Origin of the sequence: Methylobacterium sp., assembly GCF_019745455.1 — a bacterium.
Taxonomy (GTDB): domain Bacteria; phylum Pseudomonadota; class Alphaproteobacteria; order Rhizobiales; family Beijerinckiaceae; genus Methylobacterium.
The window spans coordinates 130,240-147,445 of sequence record NZ_JAIETD010000041.1; the positions used below are offsets into that span (position 1 = coordinate 130,240).

The window sequence follows — 17,206 nt, forward strand, 5'->3', positions numbered from 1 at the left end:
TTCCGGCTTCACGCTTCACGAGCCTCCGGAGCCGTCGCTCGCCCGGATCGGGGCCCTCGCCATCGATTCGCGATCCGCATGACCGAGAGGACCGCGGCGGCGATGCGGATCTGGCGCGGCAGGGCCTTGGGGCCGATCGGGCGATAGACCAATCGCGGGCTCGCACGTTCGGCCTGGGCGATGGCGAAGCCGGCAAGCGGGACCGCCGCGATCAGCCGCGCTTCCTCGGGCGAGATCGACAGGAGCCTCGCCCAGCCGATGCTGTCTCCAAGCCGTCGCTGCGCGTGGAGGCGGCGCAGGTAGCCGCGCCAGGCGTAGCGGTAGAGCGCGCGCGGAACGGTCTCCATCCGCGCATCGCAGAGCGCGTCCGGCAATTCACAGCGGGATCGTATCGTATCGGCGACGCCGCCGGGCGCGCGACCCGTCAGGCGCGCCGAGATCGTCACGACCACGTCGACGGCGTGGCGGACCCGAAGGCCGTGCTGGAGCAGCGCTGCGACGAAGGCGCCGTCCTCGCCGAGGGCGATCGGCGGCATGCCGCCGACCTTGCGATAGGCTTTCAGGGTAACCGCAAGGGTCGCCCCGATCGTGGTGCGGTGGCACGGCCAGGGATCGTGCGGGTCGGGATCGAGGATCGACTCGGCCTCGGTGAGGAGCGCGCTGTACTCGTCTTCCAGCCGGCCCCGCGCCGGAAGCGAGGGCGGCAGCAGCGCCGCCTCCGCCGGATCGAGTTCGACCCGGCCGGCCACGGCGTCCGCCCCCGCCTCGATCGCCGCAAGATTACGTGCGACCCAATTGGGCGGAACCCGACTGTCGGCATCGGTCGAGAGGATGGTGCCGGCCTGTCCGCCGGATTCGATCCATTCTGCCGCGATCTCCATGGCCTCGCGGCGCGCCCATCCGGCATTGGCGCCGGCGAACTGCAGCTCGGTCACCTTGACCGGAATCGACATCCGCGCCCGCAGCTCCGCCACGATCTCACCGGTCCCGTCGGTGCAGTTGTTGAGGAACAGGACGACGCCGAGGCTTCCCGGCTTGAGACCCGCCTGGGCCTCGATGGCGTTCAGGCAGGCGGCGATCCGCTCGGCCTCGTTGCGGACGGGGATCGCTATCACCGCGTCGACGGCATCATGGCGGGGATCGGCGGGACGGGACGGGGACAAGCAAGGCTCCGGGGAACGGTACGGCAGCGAATAGCGGCGAAGCTTAGCAGATTTCGTAGCGGGAAATCGGGGGGCGCCGTATCCGGGCCCTTACGCCCGATACCGGCGATTCATGTCCGGAGGAGAAGGAATGTTTCGACCCTCCCGCTCCCGTGACGGCTGACAAGCTTGACGCGATGGCGGTGGCGGTGCTTGTGGCCGCTCGCACACGTTCGGCCCATCGACCACGACGGGCTCGCTTGCAAAGGTTGGAGGCCGAAGTGAAACGCGCCCGTCGCACCAAGATCATCGCCACCCTCGGCCCCGCCTCCGACACGCCGGAGATAATCGAGACGCTATTTCGCGCCGGCGCAGATGTATTCCGGCTGAACATGAGCCACTTGCCGCGCGAGAAGCTGCCGGAAAAGATCGAGGTCATCCGCACCATCGAGCGCGAGCTCAGGCGGCCGATCGCGATCCTCGTCGACCTTCAGGGCCCGAAGCTCCGCGTCGCCGCCTTCGCCGAGGGCAGCGCCATGCTCAAGAACGGCGAGAGCTTCGTCCTCGACAGCGACCCGGCGCCGGGCGACGCCACCCGCGTGTTCCTCCCCCATCCCGAGATCCTCTCGGCTCTGGAGCCCGGCCACGTCGTCATCCTCGATGACGGCAAGCTCCGCCTCACCGTCACCGAGGTGTCGGAAGGGCGCGCGGTCACGCGCGTCGAGGTTGGCGGCAAGATCTCGAATCGCAAGGGCGTCTCGCTGCCCGACACCGTGATTCCGGTGGCGGCGATGACCGAGAAGGACCGCGGCGATCTGGAGGCCGGCCTCAATGCCGGCGCCGACTGGATCGCGGTCTCCTTCGTGCAGCGGCCCGAGGACGTCGCCGAGGTCAAGAAGGTCGCCGCCGGCCGCGCCCTGGTGATGGCAAAGATCGAGAAGCCGCAGGCGCTGACACGTCTCGACGAGATCATCGAGATCTCCGACGGCATCATGGTTGCCCGCGGCGACCTCGGCGTCGAGATGCCGCTCGAGCAGGTACCCGGCGTGCAGAAGCGCATCACCCGCGGCTCGCGCCGGCTCGGCAAGCCCGTGGTCGTCGCGACGCAGATGCTCGAATCGATGATCACGGCTCCGGTCCCGACCCGCGCCGAAGTCTCGGACGTCGCCACCGCGGTCTACGAGGGTGCTGACGCGGTGATGCTGTCGGCCGAAAGCGCCTCGGGGGCCTTTCCGGTGGAGGCGATCTCGATGATGAGCCGCATCGCCGAGCAGGTGGAGAAGGATGCCCTCTACTGGACGATCCTGACGGCCCAGCGCTCGGAGCCCGATGCGACGGCCTCCGACGCCATCGCGGCGGCGGCCCATCAGATGGTCGATGCCCTGGATCTCACGGCGATAATGGCCTGGACCCATTCCGGCTCGACCGCGATGCGGCTCGCCCGCTCGCGGCCCAACGCGACCATCATCGCCCTGACGCCCAAGCGCGAGACCGCTCGCCGGCTCGCCATGTGCTGGGGCACCCATCCCATCGTCACCAACGATGCCAGCGACATCGACGACATGGCGTTTCGCGCCGCGAAATTCGCCGTCCGCGAGCGCTTCGCCGAGATCGGCGACCGGGTCATCGTCGTCGCCGGTGTACCGTTCGGGACGCCCGGTGCCACCAATCTCGTGCGCATCGCCTATGTGACCCGCGATCACGCCGCCAAGGCGTGAGGATCGATCATCTCTCGGCCGGTGAGGCCGGGAGGGGCTGGGCGATGCGTTCGGCGAGGGCTTCGATCTCGCCCACCAACGCCTCGGCCGAGACGATCTGCACCATGTGGCCGATCCCGGGCAGGACGACGAGCTTGGCCCCCGGGATGGTCTGCGCCAGCGGCTTCGCCTGCTGCTCGGTGAGGACGACGGGGTCGGCGTCGCCCGCGACGATCACGGTCGGTGCCTGGATGGTGGCGTAGCGCGGGCTCTGGGCCGCGAGCGCATCCGGCAGGGCGACGAGGTCCTGAATGTTGGCCCGCATCGTTCCGGGCCGCAGCACCAGGGCGGCGCGGCTGGTCTCGACGTAATCGGTCGGCGCCGCCTGCGGACGGAAGACCGTGCCGCCGACGCGCGGCAGGTAGTAGAGCCCCAGCGGCGCGGCGATGGTGTGGGTCAGGAACCACAGCACCGGGGGCTTGAGAGCGACGTCCCAGTACCACGGCAGGGCGTATTCGCGCGGGAACGGAAGGGCCACGGGCGAGACGAGGACGAGGCCCGACACCTGTGAGGGACGATCGAGGGCGATCGCCGTCGCAAGCGCACCTGCCCACGAGTGCCCGAGCACGATCGCCGGCCCCAGCTCGAGCCTGTCCATTGCTTCGGCGATCGCCCTTCCCTGTGCCGCAGGGCTCGCCATCGCGGAACCATTGAGACGGTCGCTCCAGCCGAAGCCCGGCCTGTCGAAGGCGACGACACGAAAGCCGCGGGCGGCGAGCCGGCGTCCCACGCCTTCCATCGGGTCCGACGCGTTGGCGGAGGCTCCGTGCAGGAGCACCACGGTGCCGCGCGCCGAGGGGTTCGGTCCCGCTTCGATCGTCGCAAGCCGGCCGCCGCTGACGTCGACGAACTGACCCTGCGGCGGAAACCGCTCGCTGACGCGCAGGTGGATGATCAGTGTCGCGAGCGCCGCCGCACCGACCGTCGACGCGATGAGCGCGAGCAGCCCGGCAAGCAGCAATCCCAAGCCGTGAACGATTGGCACGGCTCTTAAAGCTCGCGCCCGTCGACGTCCGGTGCGAGCCGATCGATGGCGGTCTGGAGCTTGGGCATACGCGGATAGAGCGCCGCGGCGCGCCGGAAGCACTCGAGCGCCCGGCTCTTGTCATCGAGGCTCTGGTAGATGCGCCCAAGGGCGGCCCAGGCCTCGTAGTGACGCGGCTCGATCACGAGGGTCCGCTTCAGGTCGGAGATGGCGCTCTGCGCGTCCTGGAGGAGCCAGAAGACCGTAGCCCGCCTGTTCCAACCCTCCGACCAGCCCGGCTCGAGGGTCGTGGCCCGGTCGAGCAGCTCGATGGCCAGCGGCAGATCTCGGCCGCTCATCGCCTGGCGCGCACGCTCGGTGAGGAGGTCGGCCGTCGAGCTGCCCGAGCGATCGAGGCGCCGATCGATCAGGGTGGCGACGCCCTTGGCCTCGGCATCGTCCTCGGCCGCCTTGAGGCGCGCGAAGAGGTCGTCGAGGGTGACAGGCTGCGTCTTGGGCAGGGGAGCAGGCTCGGGCGCCGCTAATCCAGTCGCCGGGCTCGCCAGCATGAGACCCACGACCATTCCGGCCCTCAATACGGGCCGGAGCAGGCGGATCGGCGGCTTTGCGAAGATCGGCATGGCGCGAGCTTTCACGCCCGCACGCGAACCGTCAACCTGTCGTGCTGACGCGCCCGTTCGGGCGCGCCGCCCGATCAGCCCTGGCGGGCCTTGAAGCGCTTCTGGGTCTTGTTGATGACGTAGACCCGGCCCTTGCGGCGGACGATCTGGTTGTCGCGGTGACGGCCGCGCAGCGACTTGAGGGAGTTGCGAATCTTCATCGGTCTCACGTCGGCGCGGGCTTGCCGGCCGCCTGTCCAAAGGGTCTCGGGAGCGGCGCGCTCACGAGTGCGCCGGCGATGAGCGGTCACGCATCGCGGAAAGGCGGTCGCCATACCAGCATTCGGCCTGTTTAGGCAAGACGCGCGAGCCGCGAAACCGCCGATGAGCCGCCTGCGCCTCAGCGTTCCTTCCACGCCTTGGCGATCTGGTCCGCCAAGGGCTTGGTCAGGTAGGAGATCACCGAGCGCTCGCCGATCTGCATGAATGATTCGACCGGCATGCCGGGCACGAGGCGCACCCCGCCGAGCCGCGTCTTCTGATCCTCGGGGATCGCGATGCGGGCGACGTAGAAGCTCATCCCGCTCTTCTGGTCCTGGGTCACGTCGGCCGAGACCCGGCTGACGACGCCGTTGATCTCCGGCGTCACATGCTGGTTGAAGGCGGGGAAGCGCAGAACCGCCGCCTGGCCCAGCCGCACGTTGTCGATGTCCTGGGGCTGGATCTTGACCTCGACGGCGAGTTGGTCCGCTTCCGGCACGATCAGCATCGCCGGCTCGCTCGGCGTCACGAGGCCCCCGATGGTGTGGACCGTCATCTGGTGAACGGTACCGTCCTGAGGCGCGCGCAGGTCGACGCGCTTGAGCATGTCCTCTGCCGCGACCTTCTTCTCCACATATTCCGACCAGCGGCCGCGGATCTCGGCCATGTCCTTGCCGACCTCGCTGCGCATATCGCTGTCGACCTGGAGGATCTGCAGCTCGGTCTCTGCGATCTTGCCCTTGGCCGAGGCGGTCGAGGCGACGAGCTGGCCGCGTTCGCCGATGAGGCGGGCCGCATCGCGTTCGAGGGCGTTGACCCGCGAGAGCGGCACCAGGTTCTTGGCGTAGAGATCGCGCACGCCGACGAGCTCGCCGCCGATAAGCGCGATCTCCCGCTCCTTGGCGGCGGCCTGCTCGGTGAGGCCGTTGATCTCCTGGCGCAGCTGCAGCACCCGTTCGCGCAGCTGCGACTTCTGACCCTCTCGACCTGCAACGCGGGCGGCGAAGAGCCGGCCCTCTCCTTCGATGAGGTGGGCGACGGCAGGGTCGCGCTCGCGCCGCGCCAGGAGGTCCGCCGGGAAGGTCACGAGGGCTGCACCGTCGCGCTCGGCTTCCCCACGTGCACGCCGCGCGGCGAGCTCGTCGAGGGCTTTGCGGACGATGTCGAGGCTGGCCCGGGTCTGGGTTTCGTCGAGTCGGATGAGCACGTCCCCGGCCTTGACCCGGGCGCCCTCTCGGACCCGCAGCTCGCCGACTACGCCGCCGGTGGGGTGCTGGACCTTCTTGACGTCCGATTCGACGACGAGCTGGCCGGGTGCGATCACAGCGCCCGAGATCATCGTGAAGGTCGCCCAGCCACCGACGCCGAGAACCAGGGCCGCGCCGACGCCGATCGCCAGGGCGAGATGCCGCCGGATCGAACCGAGGGCAATGTCCTGGACGGGGGCCGACGAGGCGATCGGCGTGAAGGCGAGGGTCTGCGTCGCGGTCGTCATGTCAGGCGCTTTCCTGCAGGGTGACGGCGCCCTGAGCGGGGGCTGGGCGCAGCACGCGCTTCAACACCTCGTCCTTGGGGCCGAAGGCCTGGGCGCGCCCGTCGGCCATCATCAGGATCAGGTCGACGGCAGCGAGCGCGCTCGGGCGATGGGCGACCACCACGCAGATGCCGCCCCGCTTGCGCACGCCGAGGATCGCCTGGGTCAAGGCGTGCTCGCCCTCGTTGTCGAGGTTGGCGTTGGGTTCGTCGAGAACGACGAGGAACGGGTCGCCGTAGAGGGCGCGGGCGAGGCCGACGCGCTGGCGCTGGCCGGCCGAGAGGCCTGCGCCGCCTTCGCCGAGGCGGGTGTCATACCCTTCGGAGAGGCGCAGGATCAGGTCGTGGACACCGGCCGCGCGAGCGGCTGCGATGATGTCGACGGACTCGGCCTGCGGATCGAACCGGGCGATGTTCTCGGCCACGGTCCCGGCGAAGAGCTCCACCTCCTGGGGTAGGAAGCCGATATGCGGCCCCAGGTCGGCGCTCGACCATTGGTCGAGGGCGGCGCCATCCAGCCGCACCTTGCCGCGCAGGGGCGGCCAGACGCCGACCAGCGCCCGTACCAGCGAGGACTTGCCCGACGCGCTCGGACCGATGACGCCGAGTCCCTGACCGGCCTTGAGTCCGAAGCTCACATCCTGCACCACGAGCCGCTGCGCGCCGGGCGGGGCGATGCTGATCCCTTCCACGGTCAGGGCTTGGGTCGGCGCCGGCAGCGCGTGCGGCTGGCCGGTGGCTGGCAAGCGGGCGAACAGCTCGGAGAGTCTCGCCCAGCTCTGGCGAGCCTGGACGAAGCCCTTCCAGTTGGCGATGGCGAGCTCGGCCGGGGCGAGCGCACGCGCCACCAGGATCGAGCTCGCGATGATGATGCCGCCCGAGGCCAGGTTGTTGATGACGAGCCAGGCGCCGAGCGCCAAGACGCCCGATTGCAGCGCCATGCGGAACACCTTCGAGCCCGCACCGAAGCCTCCGGCCACGTCCGAGACCCGCTGCTGCGAGGTCATGTAGTCGCGGTTTGCCGCGCCCCAGCGCGTCGCGAAACGACCCTGCATGCCCATGGCCGCGAGCACCTCGGCGTTGCGCCGCCCCGCTTCGGCGAGGCCGTTGCGGCGCATGCCATGCCCCGTGGAGGTCTGCGAAGGCTCCCTGGTCGAACGGTCGGTCAGGTAGGTCAGCAGCGCGAGGATGACGGCGCCGGCGAGGGCCGCGACGCCGATCAGCGGATGGAACAGGAAGCAGATCGCCACGTAGATCGGCATCCACGGGAGGTCGAACAACGCCGAGGGGCCGGTGCCCGCCAGGAACGCGCGCAACTGGTCGAGGTCGCGAAGCGGAAGCAGGCCATCGCCTGGCGCGGCACCCTTCAGGGGCGCGCGTACGACGATATCGAAGACGCGCGCGCTCAAGGCTTCGTCGAGGGCCGCGCCGACACGGGCGAGGATGCGCGAGCGCAGCATCTCGAGGACGCCCTGGAAGGCATAGAGGACGAGGGCGAGGACCATCAGCCCGATCAGCGTCGGCACGCTCCGGCTCGGTATCACCCGGTCGTAGACTTCGAGCATGAAGAACGAGCCGGTGAGATAGAGGACGTTGATCAGCCCGCTCATCACTGCGACGCCGATGAATGCCGTCCTGCAACGGGCAAGGGACGAGGCGATCTCGACCGAACCGCGCGTTGTCATTCCTTGAGCCCTTTCGTCCTGCCGTCGGCGCCACACCGATCGGCCGGGTCGTGCCGATCCGACTTCTAGGCACCGGTCGGCGTCATGACTATGACATGCCTGAAAGTCGCCGGGAATTCCCGAGGAAGAGAAAGCCCTTAGACCACGCCGGACCGATCGATTCGCGCTTCGCTCGCCCGTAGCGAGAAAGGCCGCCGGATGCGATCCGGCGGCCTCTTGTCTTCAGCAGTCTCGCGATGCGCCTATTGCGGCTTCGGCTCGGGCGCTGGAGCCGGCGCCGTTTCCGCAGCGGCCGCCACGGGGCCGGCGAGTTCGGGATAGGCGTCGACGACGGGGGCGCCGTTCAGCGGCTTGTTCACGCCGTTGTGGCAGGTCGTGCAATTCACCTTCGCGACGTCGCCGAGGACGCCGAGGCGGTTGGCCGGGAAGGTGGACGTCAGCGGCTCCAGGTAGTTGCCGTTGAGATCCCGAACGAGGCGGATGCCGTGCCAGGCGGTGGTGCGCTTGGGGGTGCTCTCCGACCAGTCCGCGACGGCGCGGGTGTTGTGGCAGAAGGTGCAGTTGACCCCCAGCCCCTGCGACATGTGGATCATCAGCCCGAAGGTCTTCTCGGCATCCTGGATCGGCTTGCCCTTCGAGGTGGGCAGGGCCGTGGTCGCGTTCACCCGGATGGCGTTGTTATCGATGTCCTTGTTGGCGAAGTACTCGGTCAGGGTGTCGTAGGGGAGCGAGGCGAGGCCGACCGATTCCTTGGCGAGGTTCTGGCCGTTGTTGCGCGGGATGATGCCCGAGCGCGCACTCGGACCGGGATCGGTGAACCAGACGTTGGCCGGCACCGGCTGGCCGCGGTGGCAGGTGTAGCATGTCACGCCGGTCCCGCCGACGTGGTTGTCCTTCCAGGCACTGTTGATGTGCTGGGTCATCTGCAGCATCCGCCGGGCGACGCGCTTCTGGTAGAGGCTGTCGTCGGCCATGTTCTCGGTGTTGTGGCAGTAGGTGCAGCCCTGCTCGGGGCTGACCCACTCCGTCATCGAGGCCATCAGGCGGTTGAACTCGTTCGTCGTGATGTTCTGCAGGACCTGGACGTTCTCGTAGGTCTTGCCGGCGAGCTCGCCGCCGGGCTCGGCCGGATCGGCGGCGGCCGGGGCGATGTTGGCGTCCCGGTTCTCCGCGGCCCCGGCCTTGGTCTCGACCTGGGCCATGGCGGTGCCGCGAAAGCCGTTCTGAGTGGTGACGAGGGGCGGCTTGTTCCAACCCGCGGTGCCGAACATCGCCACCGTGAGGAAGAAGGCGATCGAGCCTGCGAGGACGGTGAAGAAAGTTCTCATCGCGCTGTCCCCGCTGCACTCAAGGGATCGACGATCCCGGGATAGACTTCGGGATAGCTCGGCGCGACGCCGTGCTTGACCGCCCAGAGGTACCAATTGTCGACGACCGTGCCGGTGAGCAGGATGCCGATGCCGCCCGTCAGGGTCGTGAGGACCGCGAACCACCAGGCCCAGCGGTGGACCGATTCCATCGTGGCGTTGAAGCCCATGGTCCAGCGCCAGAACAGGGCGGCGCGTTCCGTGGCCGTGCCGCGATCGACGATCTGGTCGATCTCACGCTCACCGCCGAAGCGGCTCACCGCCAGGATGGTGCCGCCATGCATCGCGAAGAGCAGCGTCGACCCGTAGAGGAAGACGATCGAGAGCATGTGGAACGGGTTGTAGAAGAGGTTGCCGTAGCGCAGCGAGAAGGCGGCGGTCCAGTCGAGGTGCGGGAAGATGCCGAAGGGCACCGCCTCGCTCCAGGAGCCCATCAGGATCGGCCGGATGAAGCCGAGGACCAGGTAGAGCCAGATCGCCGAGGCGAAGGCCCAGGGCACGTGGTAGCCGAGGCCGAGGGCCTTGGCCCGGCGGAACAGGCGCAGCCACCACAGCATGATCGAGGCCGTGAGGAAGAAGCCGGCGATCAGCCACCAGCCGCCCTCGTTGAGCGGGGGCAGGATGCGCAGGCCGTATTGCGGCCGCGGCGGCTCGAGGGCGAGCCAGGGGAGCTGGCGCGCGAACTGCACCGGATCCCAGTTCACGCTGGCCCACATGTTGAGCCCGATGATCTCGAAGGCGATCAGGCCGCAAGCGAAGGACAGGATGCCGAGGTAGCCGCCATAGATCGGTCCGACCTGGGAATTGCCGATCAGGCCGAACAGGTAGCTGTTGAACGGCTTGCCCCAGCGCTTGTCGCTGTCGACCGGTATCCCGAGTTCGGGCGTGACCGGCCTGACCTGCACCGCCGAGAAGATGTTCTGGTAATAGGCCATGGTGTGCGATCCCCCTTCTTCAGCGCCAGACCGGGAGGTTGAGCCACCAGCCCCACCATTCCGGCCAGCCCTGGGTCCAGAAGGGTCCGCTGATGATGATGCAGACGGCGCTCCAGAAGCCCGCCGAGAGGGCCAGGAACAGCCCGAGGCGGTGGATGCCGAGCGTGCCGATCGAGTAGCCGATGGTGTCGCGGAAGAAGGTGTCCTCGTGCTCGGGTGTCTTCACCACCTCGCCCTTGCCGGGATTGGTGGAGGACAGGATCAGCGAGCCATGGAGCGAGAGCGCGAGCGTCGTCGTGAAGAAGAACGTCACGCCGAGCATATGCGCCGGATTGTAGTGGAAATGCAGGTACTGGTAGCCGGTATTCGAGACCCAATCGAGGTGGGAGAGGATGCCGTAGGGGAAGCCGTGGCCCCAGGCGCCCATAAGGAAGGGGCGGATCACCACGAGGGCGATGTAGGCGAAGATCGCCACCGAGAAGGCGAAGGGCACGTGGTAGCCGATGCCGAGCTTGCGGCAGATCTCGACCTCTCGCAGGGCCCAGGAGATGAAGGCGCCGGTCGCGCAGAAGGTGATGATCTGCCAGAGGCCGCCTTCCTTAAGCGGCGCCAGCGCCAACCCGTATTTGAGGTCGGGCGGGGCGATATTGATCTGCCAGATGTTCCAGGTCGGGCCGATGGCCGCGCCGTAGATGATCAGCGCCGTTCCGAGGACGGAGAAGAACAGCGTCGTGACGCCGAAGAAGCCGACGTAGAACGGTCCCACCCAGAAATCGAACAGGTCTCCGCCGACGAGGGTGCCGCCTCGGACCCGGTATTTTCGCTCGAAACTCAGCATCGCCATCGCGAAACCCTCCCGGTTCCACATCATCGTCTTGAAGGGCAGCGGACGGGCGCCGAAAGCTGTCGACGTCCCGTCCGCAAGGGGTCGCGGGCCACCTCGATCGCCGAGGGGCCGGCGTAGAGCCTGATGTCGATCAGGCGGGCATCGTCGGCAGGACGAGCGTCTGAGCGTTCGCAGCCTTGGGTGCCTTGGGGCCTTCCAGCCAGTTGAACCGGTCGGTGCTGAGCAGGATGAAGTGGATCAGCAGCGCCAGAATGAACAGGAAGGTGAAGAGCGCCACCAGGGTGCGGCGCGGATCGAACAGGAGCCAGACCTTGTGCATCGTGCGGTCCTCCTTACGAGATCATCGAGACGAGGCCGTGCGCGGCGCTCGTGACGGTGTCGAGGGCGGCGTAGCCCTTGGGTCCCGGCAGCCACGGGCGCCACATCCAGACGAGGATGTGTGCGACCACGGCGATCGCCGTGAAGACGATGAAGCTGGTCAAGAAGATCGCGTGGAACTCCTTGGCTTCCGGTTCCGTCAGCCCGGACAGGCTGCTCGGTTTCTCGACTATTCCATTGGCCATGGTGATGAGCCTCCGCTCTGACAGGCCGCTCCGGTGCGGTGCGGCGGGTATCGTCGGGCTCTAGGCGGGAGCCCGACGGATCTTGTCCTTCGGCCGGGTGCGCGGGCTCGTGGAGCCCGGCGCTCCTCAGCCCATGAAGGCGAAGGGAATGGCCTGGACCGCCATGGCCTTGGCCTCAGCGAAGACCGAGCGGCGCTGCACCGGCAGCGGCCGTGCGTCGGCCGCGGGGACCAGGCGCTGCGCGATGGCGGCGACCAGGAAGAACGGGTAGGTGGCGGCCAGGATGACCCGGAACTGGATCTCGTCCTGGTGCTGCCGGGAGGACGGCGCGCTGAGCGTACGGGGCATGGTGAGCGTACGGGGCATGGCGTGGGTCTCCATGTGGCGGGCCGCGGATTGCGGCTTGGCCGAGGGCGGGGTGAAGGCGTGGCGCGGGGCGGCGGAGGCGGTCATGCGGCGGCCCCGAGCTTGAGAGCGTCATGGGCGCGGGCGACATGGCCCTCGCCGACTTCCAGGGCGCCTTGGGTGCGGGCGCCGCGCTCGGCGGCATCGCGCAGGCGCTTGGCCATCGAGATGCGGACCAGAACGGGCTGGCGCTCGACGAGGTCGTCGAGGAGCGTGCGGGCGTCGTCGTCCCAGGCGAGCTCGCGATGGAGCCGGGCCGGCGTCGCCTCGACCGCCGCGTCCATGTCCCGCGCGAGCGGCAGGATGTGGAAGAGCATGTCGAACAGCGCGTTGCAGACCTCCTGGACGAGGTAGGTCGCCCCCGAGAACCCCATGAACGGAGTGCCGGTATGGCGCCGGATGATGGCGCCGGGGAACGAGGCCGGCACGAAAACCGCCCGGCATCCGGCTTCGGCCGCGTACATGCGTTCGTTGAAGGAGCCGAACAGCACCAGCGGCGGGTTCTTGGCGATGGCCTCGCGGACCGCGGCATTGTCGGTCTTGGCCCCTGCCAGGCGCGAGATCGCGAAGGTGCAGGGCAGGCCCATCTCGTCTTCGAGGAAGCGCCGGACGCCCCTCGCATAGGTCTCCGAGGCGACGATGCCGAAGCTCGCTGTGCCGAAGAAATCCTGCGTCACCGAGCGCCACAGGTCCCAGACCGGCTTGATCGTCGTATGCTTCTCGCGCTCGATGAAGGGCTCCGGGTCGAGGCCGAGGATCTCGCCGAGCTTGCGCAGGAACTTGGTGGTGGCGTGGATGCCGATCGGCGCCTGCAGGTAGGGCCGCTCCAGGCTCTCGCAGAGAAGCCGCCCGAACTCGCGGTAGAGGCAGATATTGGCATCCGCATTGACGAGTTTCGGCACGTCGGCGAGGTGCGAGCCGAGGGGGAAGGCGAGATTCACCTCCGCCCCGATGCCCTCGACGAGGCGGCGGATCTCCGCCAGATCCGAGGGCATGTTGAAGGTGCCGTAGGCCGGGCCGATGATGTTGACGCGGGGCTTCACGCCCTCCTTGCGCTCGGGACGCGCCGGGATGCCCTTCTTGGCGAACTTCCTCGCCCCATATTCCTGCCAGAGCCAGGACATGGCCCGGTCGGCGGTCTGCCACTGGTCCTCGTCGATGGTGCGCGGCAGGAAGCGCTGGAGGTTGGTGCCCTCCGGGGTCACGCCGCCGCCGATCATCTCGGCGATGGAACCCGTGACGACGACGCTCGGCATGCCCGGATCGAGGGTCGCATGCGCCCGCTTCATCGCGGCCTCGGTGCCGTGGCGGCCGAGTTCTTCCTCGGCGAGGCCGGTGACGACGATCGGGAGTTCGTGGGGCGGCAGCGCGTCGGTGTAATGCAGCACCGAGGTGACGGGCAGGTTCTCGCAGCCGACGGGACCGTCGATGACGACCTGCAGGCCCTTGATGGCAGTGAAGACGTAGACGGCGCCCCAGTAGCCGCCGGCCCGGTCGTGATCGAGGACGAGCATCAGGCCATCTCCCCGATCGGATTGTGAGCGGGCTTGCCGCGAGCCGCCGCAGCGACGTTCTGGCGGACCTGCGGGACTTCCTCCCAGATGCCGGCGGCGTGGCCCTCGCCGACGCCGGCGAAGAATTCTCGCATCGCGTCGAAGCGGTGCTGGTTGCCGAGCGCCGCGTTGATCACCTTGGCGAGCGAGCCGGCCCCGGCCACGCCCATCAGCGGGCGGGCGGAGATGAGGTTCGTGAAGTAGAGGGCAGGAATGGCCAGCGCCTTGGCCTTCTGGACGACGGGCGTGGTCCCGATCGCCAGGTCCGGCCGGTATTCGTGCATGGCGGCGAGGTCGTCTTCCAGCGAGGCGCGGTAGCGGACCTGGACGCCGCGGGCCTCTAACCAGTCGCGATCCGCCTCGGAATAGGGGGTCCTCGGACAGGCGGTGCCGACGTAACGGAGATCCGCGCCGCTCTCGACGAGGAGGCGCCCGACCAGAAGCTCCGAGCCCTCGTAGCCCGAGAGCGTGATGCGCCCCTTGATCGGAGTCGCGGCGAGCGCGCCCCTGATCATCGGCAGGAACCGATTCTTGGCGGCCTCGACCGTGGCGCGCGGTACGGCGCAGGTCTCGCCGATCCGGTCGAGCCAGTCGGCGGTGCCGTCATGGCCCACCGGGGCCGAGCCGACGATGGGCCGGCCGGCGAGCTCGAACTCGCGCATGGAGGCGGTGTAGAAGGGATGGATCGCCGCCACCGCGGCGCAGTCGAGGGCGGCATAGAGCTCGCGCCATTCACGGGTGGGCACCACCGGGCCGGCGGCGAGGCCGAGGGGCTCCAGCATGGCACCGATCACGACGGGGTCGGCCGGGAACATCTCGCCGAGCAACGTCACCGTCGGGCGCTCCGAGCGGCCGGTGCGGGGCGCCTGGACGGGACCCTGCTCGGCTTCCGTCCGGGCGAATTTCAGCATCGCGCCGGCGAGTACGTCCTTGGCCTCGGCATGGGTCGGCACGCCGAAGCCCGGCACATCGATGCCGATGATGCGCACGCCGTCGATCTCCTTCGGGAGCAGGCGCAAGGGCACGCCCGAGGCGGTGGGCACGCAGAGATTGATGATGACGACGGCGTCGTAATCGGCGGGTTTAGCCACCTCGAACACCGCTTCGCGGATGTCCTCGAACAGCTTGCCGGTGACCAGCGTCTCGGAATTGAACGGTACGTAGCCCACCGTCCGCTTCGCGCCGTAGAAGTGCGAGGTGAAGGTCAGGCCGTAGACGCAACAGGCGCTCCCCGAGAGGATCGTCGCGGTGCGGCGCATGCGCAGGCCGACGCGCAGGGAGCCGAAGGCGGGGCACATGCTCTGGGGCTGGTCGTGCGGCCCCTGTGGGTAGTCCTTGGCGTATTGATCGAGCGTCTCGCTCATGCCGGCGGCGTTGGCGGCGGCCTTCATCGCATCCTTGCCGGCGTGGCAGCCGAGCCCGTCGGACTTCGTTGCGGCGAGGTTGACGGCCACGGGAGCGGCAACCGGAGCGGCGAGGCTCGATGCCGGGCGCTCCTTGCGGGCGCGGAGGTCCGCGATGTCGAGGGTGACGGCCATGTGCGTCAGACCTCGTCGTAGACGACTTCGAGGGACGGTTTCACGACCTGCGCCGTGCCGCACATATCCTCGAACGTGGCTGGCACGAGCGTGACGCCGCGGCCCACGGCCTCGCCCTTGAACAGGCCGAGCAGTCCGTCCTGGCTCAGGGGGGTCGGGTGGTTGGCCGCCGCATCGTGGACGTTCTGCGCGAGGTCGGCGAAGAGCGAGCCCCAGCGGCTCTCGGGCCGGCCGATGATCTCGTAATTCGCGCTCTTCTTGCGGATGTCGTCGTCGGCCGGGATCGAGGCCAGGACCGGGATGCCGACGGCCTCGGCGAAGGCCTGGGCCTCGCCGGTGCCGTCGTCCTTGTTGATGACGAGACCGCCGACGCCGACATTGCCCCCGAGCTTGCGGAAATACTCCACCGCCGAGCAGACGTTGTTGGCGACATAGAGCGACTGGAGGTCGTTCGAGCCGACGACGATGACCTTCTGGCACATGTCCCGGGCGATCGGCAGGCCGAAGCCGCCGCAGACCACGTCGCCGAGGAAGTCGAGGAGCACGTAGTCGAAGCCCCATTCGTGGAAGCCGAGCTTCTCGAGGAGTTCGAAGCCGTGGATGATGCCGCGACCGCCGCAGCCGCGGCCGACCTCGGGGCCGCCGAGTTCCATCGCGTAGACGCCGTCACGCTTGAAGCAGACGTCGCCGATGGCGACCTGCTCGCCGGCGAGCTTCTTCTTCGTCGAGGTCTCGATGATCGTGGGGCAGGCGCGGCCGCCGAACAGGAGCGAGGTGGTGTCGCTCTTCGGGTCGCAGCCGATGAGCAGGACCTTCTTGCCCTGCTGGGCCATCATGTAGCTGAGGTTCGCCAGGGTGAACGACTTGCCGATGCCGCCCTTGCCGTAGATCGCGATGATCTGCGTTTCCTTGGTGGCCTTGGTCGACACCGGATCCGGCTCGATCGCGGCTTCGGCCCGAAGCGCTTCGGCGCCCTTGAGGGCGGCTCCGTTCAGCGGAATGTTCATGAACGGGTTCTCCAATCGAGGATCATCTTGAGGCATGCCGCATCGCCGAAGGCCGTGCGGTAGGCATCCGGCGCATCCTCGGCAGCCGAACGGTGGGTGATCAGGCCGTCGAGGCCGAGCTGGCCGGAGGCGACCAGCGCCGTGACGGCGGCCAGGTCCTCCGGCCGCCATTGCGCGGCGATCCGGATCCGGGCCTCGCGCATGAAGGCCGGCGGGAAGGCGAAGGAGAGCGGCGCCTCGTAGAAGCCGGCGAGCACGATCTCGCCGTCTGGCGCCAGTCGTCCGATCAAGGTGTCGAGCAGGCCCGCATCGCCGCTCACATCCGTGATGGTGGCGTAGTCGCGGCGCTCGTCGGTGGAGGGATCGATGACGGCGTAGCCGTATTCGCCCATCGCGCGGACCGGGTTGGTCTCCCAGACCACCGGCTCGCCGCCGGCAATGGCGGTGAGGCGGGCGAGCAGCCGACCCAGCACCCCGTGGCCGACGATCAGCGAGCGAGCGCCCGGAACGACGCCATGGAGGGCGTGGTAGGCTGTGGCGGCGAGGGCGATCAGGATGCCGCTCTCACCGAGGCCCGAATCGATCGGGACCAATCGGCTGCCGGCACTGACGAGATGCGAGGCGGCGCCGCCGAAGAGGCCCTTCACGGGGCCGAAGCAGCGGGCGCCGGGAACGAAGACCGTCTGTCCGATCGAGAGACCGGAGGTGGCGCCGGCCTCGACGACCTCGCCAACCGATTCGTAGCCGGGGACCAGGGGATAGCCCATGCCCGGGAAAGGCGGCATCCGGCCCGACCAGAGCAGACGCTCCGTGCCGGTGCTGATCCCGCTCCAGCGCACGGCGACGACGGCGTCGTCGTGGCCCGGCGCATCGAGGGCGAGGTCGGCGAGGGAGAGGTGCTCGGGCTGTTCGAGGACGACGGCGCGGGAATGCATCGGATCGTCCTCCTTTCTTCTTGTGGCGCCATCCATTCGGACCGGCTGTAAATGTCATCCTAGATAGACACTAACAGACGTCAACCCTTATTTA

17 protein-coding genes are annotated in these 17,206 nt (G+C 68.6%); 1 reads left to right on the top strand and 16 read right to left on the bottom strand.

All coding sequences use genetic code 11. The annotated features are described in order from the left end of the window. Nucleotides 1–8 precede the first annotated feature (8 nt). The gene (locus K2Y56_RS10110) at nucleotides 9–1,163 is read right to left on the bottom strand and encodes a glycosyltransferase (protein WP_292507241.1); all 1,155 of its coding nucleotides are present in this window, start codon (nucleotides 1,161–1,163) and stop codon (nucleotides 9–11) included. Between the two features lie 260 nt (nucleotides 1,164–1,423). On the opposite strand from K2Y56_RS10110, the gene pyk reads away from it, so the two are divergent. Further along, complete coding sequence (gene pyk / locus K2Y56_RS10115; protein WP_292507242.1) at nucleotides 1,424–2,860, top strand: pyruvate kinase; 1,437 nt, start codon at nucleotides 1,424–1,426, stop codon at nucleotides 2,858–2,860. A gap of 7 nt (nucleotides 2,861–2,867) precedes the next feature. On the opposite strand, the gene K2Y56_RS10120 is transcribed toward pyk, so the two are convergent. The 15 genes from K2Y56_RS10120 to bchC all read right to left on the bottom strand — a co-directional run bounded on the left by K2Y56_RS10120 (nucleotide 2,868) and on the right by bchC (nucleotide 17,112). After that, nucleotides 2,868–3,884 carry an alpha/beta hydrolase gene (locus K2Y56_RS10120; protein WP_292507243.1) on the bottom strand — a complete coding sequence of 339 codons (1,017 nt, stop codon included), beginning with the start codon at nucleotides 3,882–3,884 and terminating at the stop codon, nucleotides 2,868–2,870. Between the two features lie 5 nt (nucleotides 3,885–3,889). Beyond that, entirely contained in the window at nucleotides 3,890–4,447 is a 558-nt protein-coding gene (locus tag K2Y56_RS10125) for a tetratricopeptide repeat protein (RefSeq protein WP_292507280.1), read from the bottom strand. A gap of 131 nt (nucleotides 4,448–4,578) precedes the next feature. Continuing rightward, entirely contained in the window at nucleotides 4,579–4,704 is a 126-nt protein-coding gene (gene ykgO / locus K2Y56_RS10130; protein ID WP_056222898.1) for a type B 50S ribosomal protein L36, read from the bottom strand. Nucleotides 4,705–4,883: 179 nt separating this feature from the next. After that, on the bottom strand, nucleotides 4,884–6,239 hold the full coding sequence (locus K2Y56_RS10135) for an HlyD family type I secretion periplasmic adaptor subunit (protein ID WP_292507244.1): 1,356 nt from the start codon (nucleotides 6,237–6,239) through the stop codon (nucleotides 4,884–4,886). Between the two features lies 1 nt (nucleotide 6,240). Beyond that, nucleotides 6,241–7,962, bottom strand: a complete 1,722-nt coding sequence (locus K2Y56_RS10140; RefSeq protein WP_292507245.1) for a type I secretion system permease/ATPase — start codon at nucleotides 7,960–7,962, stop codon at nucleotides 6,241–6,243. A 242-nt stretch (nucleotides 7,963–8,204) separates the two neighbouring features. Then, nucleotides 8,205–9,290: a photosynthetic reaction center cytochrome PufC gene (gene pufC / locus K2Y56_RS10145; protein ID WP_292507246.1), complete on the bottom strand. Its 1,086-nt coding sequence runs from the start codon at nucleotides 9,288–9,290 to the stop codon at nucleotides 8,205–8,207. Further along, a complete protein-coding gene (pufM, locus tag K2Y56_RS10150) occupies nucleotides 9,287–10,264 on the bottom strand; it encodes a photosynthetic reaction center subunit M (protein ID WP_292507247.1) in 978 nt (325 codons plus the stop codon). Before pufM ends, pufC begins: the two co-directional genes overlap by 4 nt. 19 nt (nucleotides 10,265–10,283) lie before the next feature. Then, a complete protein-coding gene (pufL, locus tag K2Y56_RS10155; protein WP_292507248.1) occupies nucleotides 10,284–11,108 on the bottom strand; it encodes a photosynthetic reaction center subunit L in 825 nt (274 codons plus the stop codon). A 133-nt stretch (nucleotides 11,109–11,241) separates the two neighbouring features. Continuing rightward, nucleotides 11,242–11,430, bottom strand: a complete 189-nt coding sequence (gene pufA, locus K2Y56_RS10160) for a light-harvesting antenna LH1, alpha subunit (protein ID WP_292507249.1) — start codon at nucleotides 11,428–11,430, stop codon at nucleotides 11,242–11,244. Nucleotides 11,431–11,443: 13 nt separating this feature from the next. Beyond that, entirely contained in the window at nucleotides 11,444–11,674 is a 231-nt protein-coding gene (gene pufB / locus K2Y56_RS10165; protein WP_292507250.1) for a light-harvesting antenna LH1, beta subunit, read from the bottom strand. 126 nt (nucleotides 11,675–11,800) lie between these two features. Then, nucleotides 11,801–12,055 carry a hypothetical protein gene (locus K2Y56_RS10170; protein ID WP_292507281.1) on the bottom strand — a complete coding sequence of 85 codons (255 nt, stop codon included), beginning with the start codon at nucleotides 12,053–12,055 and terminating at the stop codon, nucleotides 11,801–11,803. 68 nt (nucleotides 12,056–12,123) lie between these two features. Then, entirely contained in the window at nucleotides 12,124–13,593 is a 1,470-nt protein-coding gene (gene bchZ / locus K2Y56_RS10175) for a chlorophyllide a reductase subunit Z (RefSeq protein WP_292507251.1), read from the bottom strand. Continuing rightward, complete coding sequence (gene bchY / locus K2Y56_RS10180) at nucleotides 13,593–15,170, bottom strand: chlorophyllide a reductase subunit Y (RefSeq protein WP_292507252.1); 1,578 nt, start codon at nucleotides 15,168–15,170, stop codon at nucleotides 13,593–13,595. Before bchY ends, bchZ begins: the two co-directional genes overlap by 1 nt. A gap of 5 nt (nucleotides 15,171–15,175) precedes the next feature. After that, nucleotides 15,176–16,177, bottom strand: a complete 1,002-nt coding sequence (locus K2Y56_RS10185; protein ID WP_292507253.1) for a chlorophyllide a reductase iron protein subunit X — start codon at nucleotides 16,175–16,177, stop codon at nucleotides 15,176–15,178. After that, nucleotides 16,174–17,112 carry a chlorophyll synthesis pathway protein BchC gene (gene bchC, locus K2Y56_RS10190; protein ID WP_292507254.1) on the bottom strand — a complete coding sequence of 313 codons (939 nt, stop codon included), beginning with the start codon at nucleotides 17,110–17,112 and terminating at the stop codon, nucleotides 16,174–16,176. The genes K2Y56_RS10185 and bchC overlap by 4 nt, the downstream gene beginning before the upstream one ends. Nucleotides 17,113–17,206 lie beyond the last annotated feature (94 nt).

What these genes read in the sequence shown, in the direction of transcription:
- K2Y56_RS10125 (WP_292507280.1), bottom strand. Translation starts at nt 4,447, where the DNA reads ATGGTCGTGGGTCTCATGCTGGCGAGCCCGGCGACTGGATTAGCGGCG.
- ykgO (WP_056222898.1), bottom strand. Translation starts at nt 4,704, where the DNA reads ATGAAGATTCGCAACTCCCTCAAGTCGCTGCGCGGCCGTCACCGCGAC.
- K2Y56_RS10135 (WP_292507244.1), bottom strand. Translation starts at nt 6,239, where the DNA reads ATGACGACCGCGACGCAGACCCTCGCCTTCACGCCGATCGCCTCGTCG.
- K2Y56_RS10140 (WP_292507245.1), bottom strand. Translation starts at nt 7,962, where the DNA reads ATGACAACGCGCGGTTCGGTCGAGATCGCCTCGTCCCTTGCCCGTTGC.
- pufC (WP_292507246.1), bottom strand. Translation starts at nt 9,290, where the DNA reads ATGAGAACTTTCTTCACCGTCCTCGCAGGCTCGATCGCCTTCTTCCTC.
- pufM (WP_292507247.1), bottom strand. Translation starts at nt 10,264, where the DNA reads ATGGCCTATTACCAGAACATCTTCTCGGCGGTGCAGGTCAGGCCGGTC.
- pufL (WP_292507248.1), bottom strand. Translation starts at nt 11,108, where the DNA reads ATGGCGATGCTGAGTTTCGAGCGAAAATACCGGGTCCGAGGCGGCACC.
- pufA (WP_292507249.1), bottom strand. Translation starts at nt 11,430, where the DNA reads ATGCACAAGGTCTGGCTCCTGTTCGATCCGCGCCGCACCCTGGTGGCG.
- pufB (WP_292507250.1), bottom strand. Translation starts at nt 11,674, where the DNA reads ATGGCCAATGGAATAGTCGAGAAACCGAGCAGCCTGTCCGGGCTGACG.
- K2Y56_RS10170 (WP_292507281.1), bottom strand. Translation starts at nt 12,055, where the DNA reads ATGGAGACCCACGCCATGCCCCGTACGCTCACCATGCCCCGTACGCTC.
- bchZ (WP_292507251.1), bottom strand. Translation starts at nt 13,593, where the DNA reads ATGCTCGTCCTCGATCACGACCGGGCCGGCGGCTACTGGGGCGCCGTC.
- bchY (WP_292507252.1), bottom strand. Translation starts at nt 15,170, where the DNA reads ATGGCCGTCACCCTCGACATCGCGGACCTCCGCGCCCGCAAGGAGCGC.
- K2Y56_RS10185 (WP_292507253.1), bottom strand. Translation starts at nt 16,177, where the DNA reads ATGAACATTCCGCTGAACGGAGCCGCCCTCAAGGGCGCCGAAGCGCTT.
- bchC (WP_292507254.1), bottom strand. Translation starts at nt 17,112, where the DNA reads ATGCATTCCCGCGCCGTCGTCCTCGAACAGCCCGAGCACCTCTCCCTC.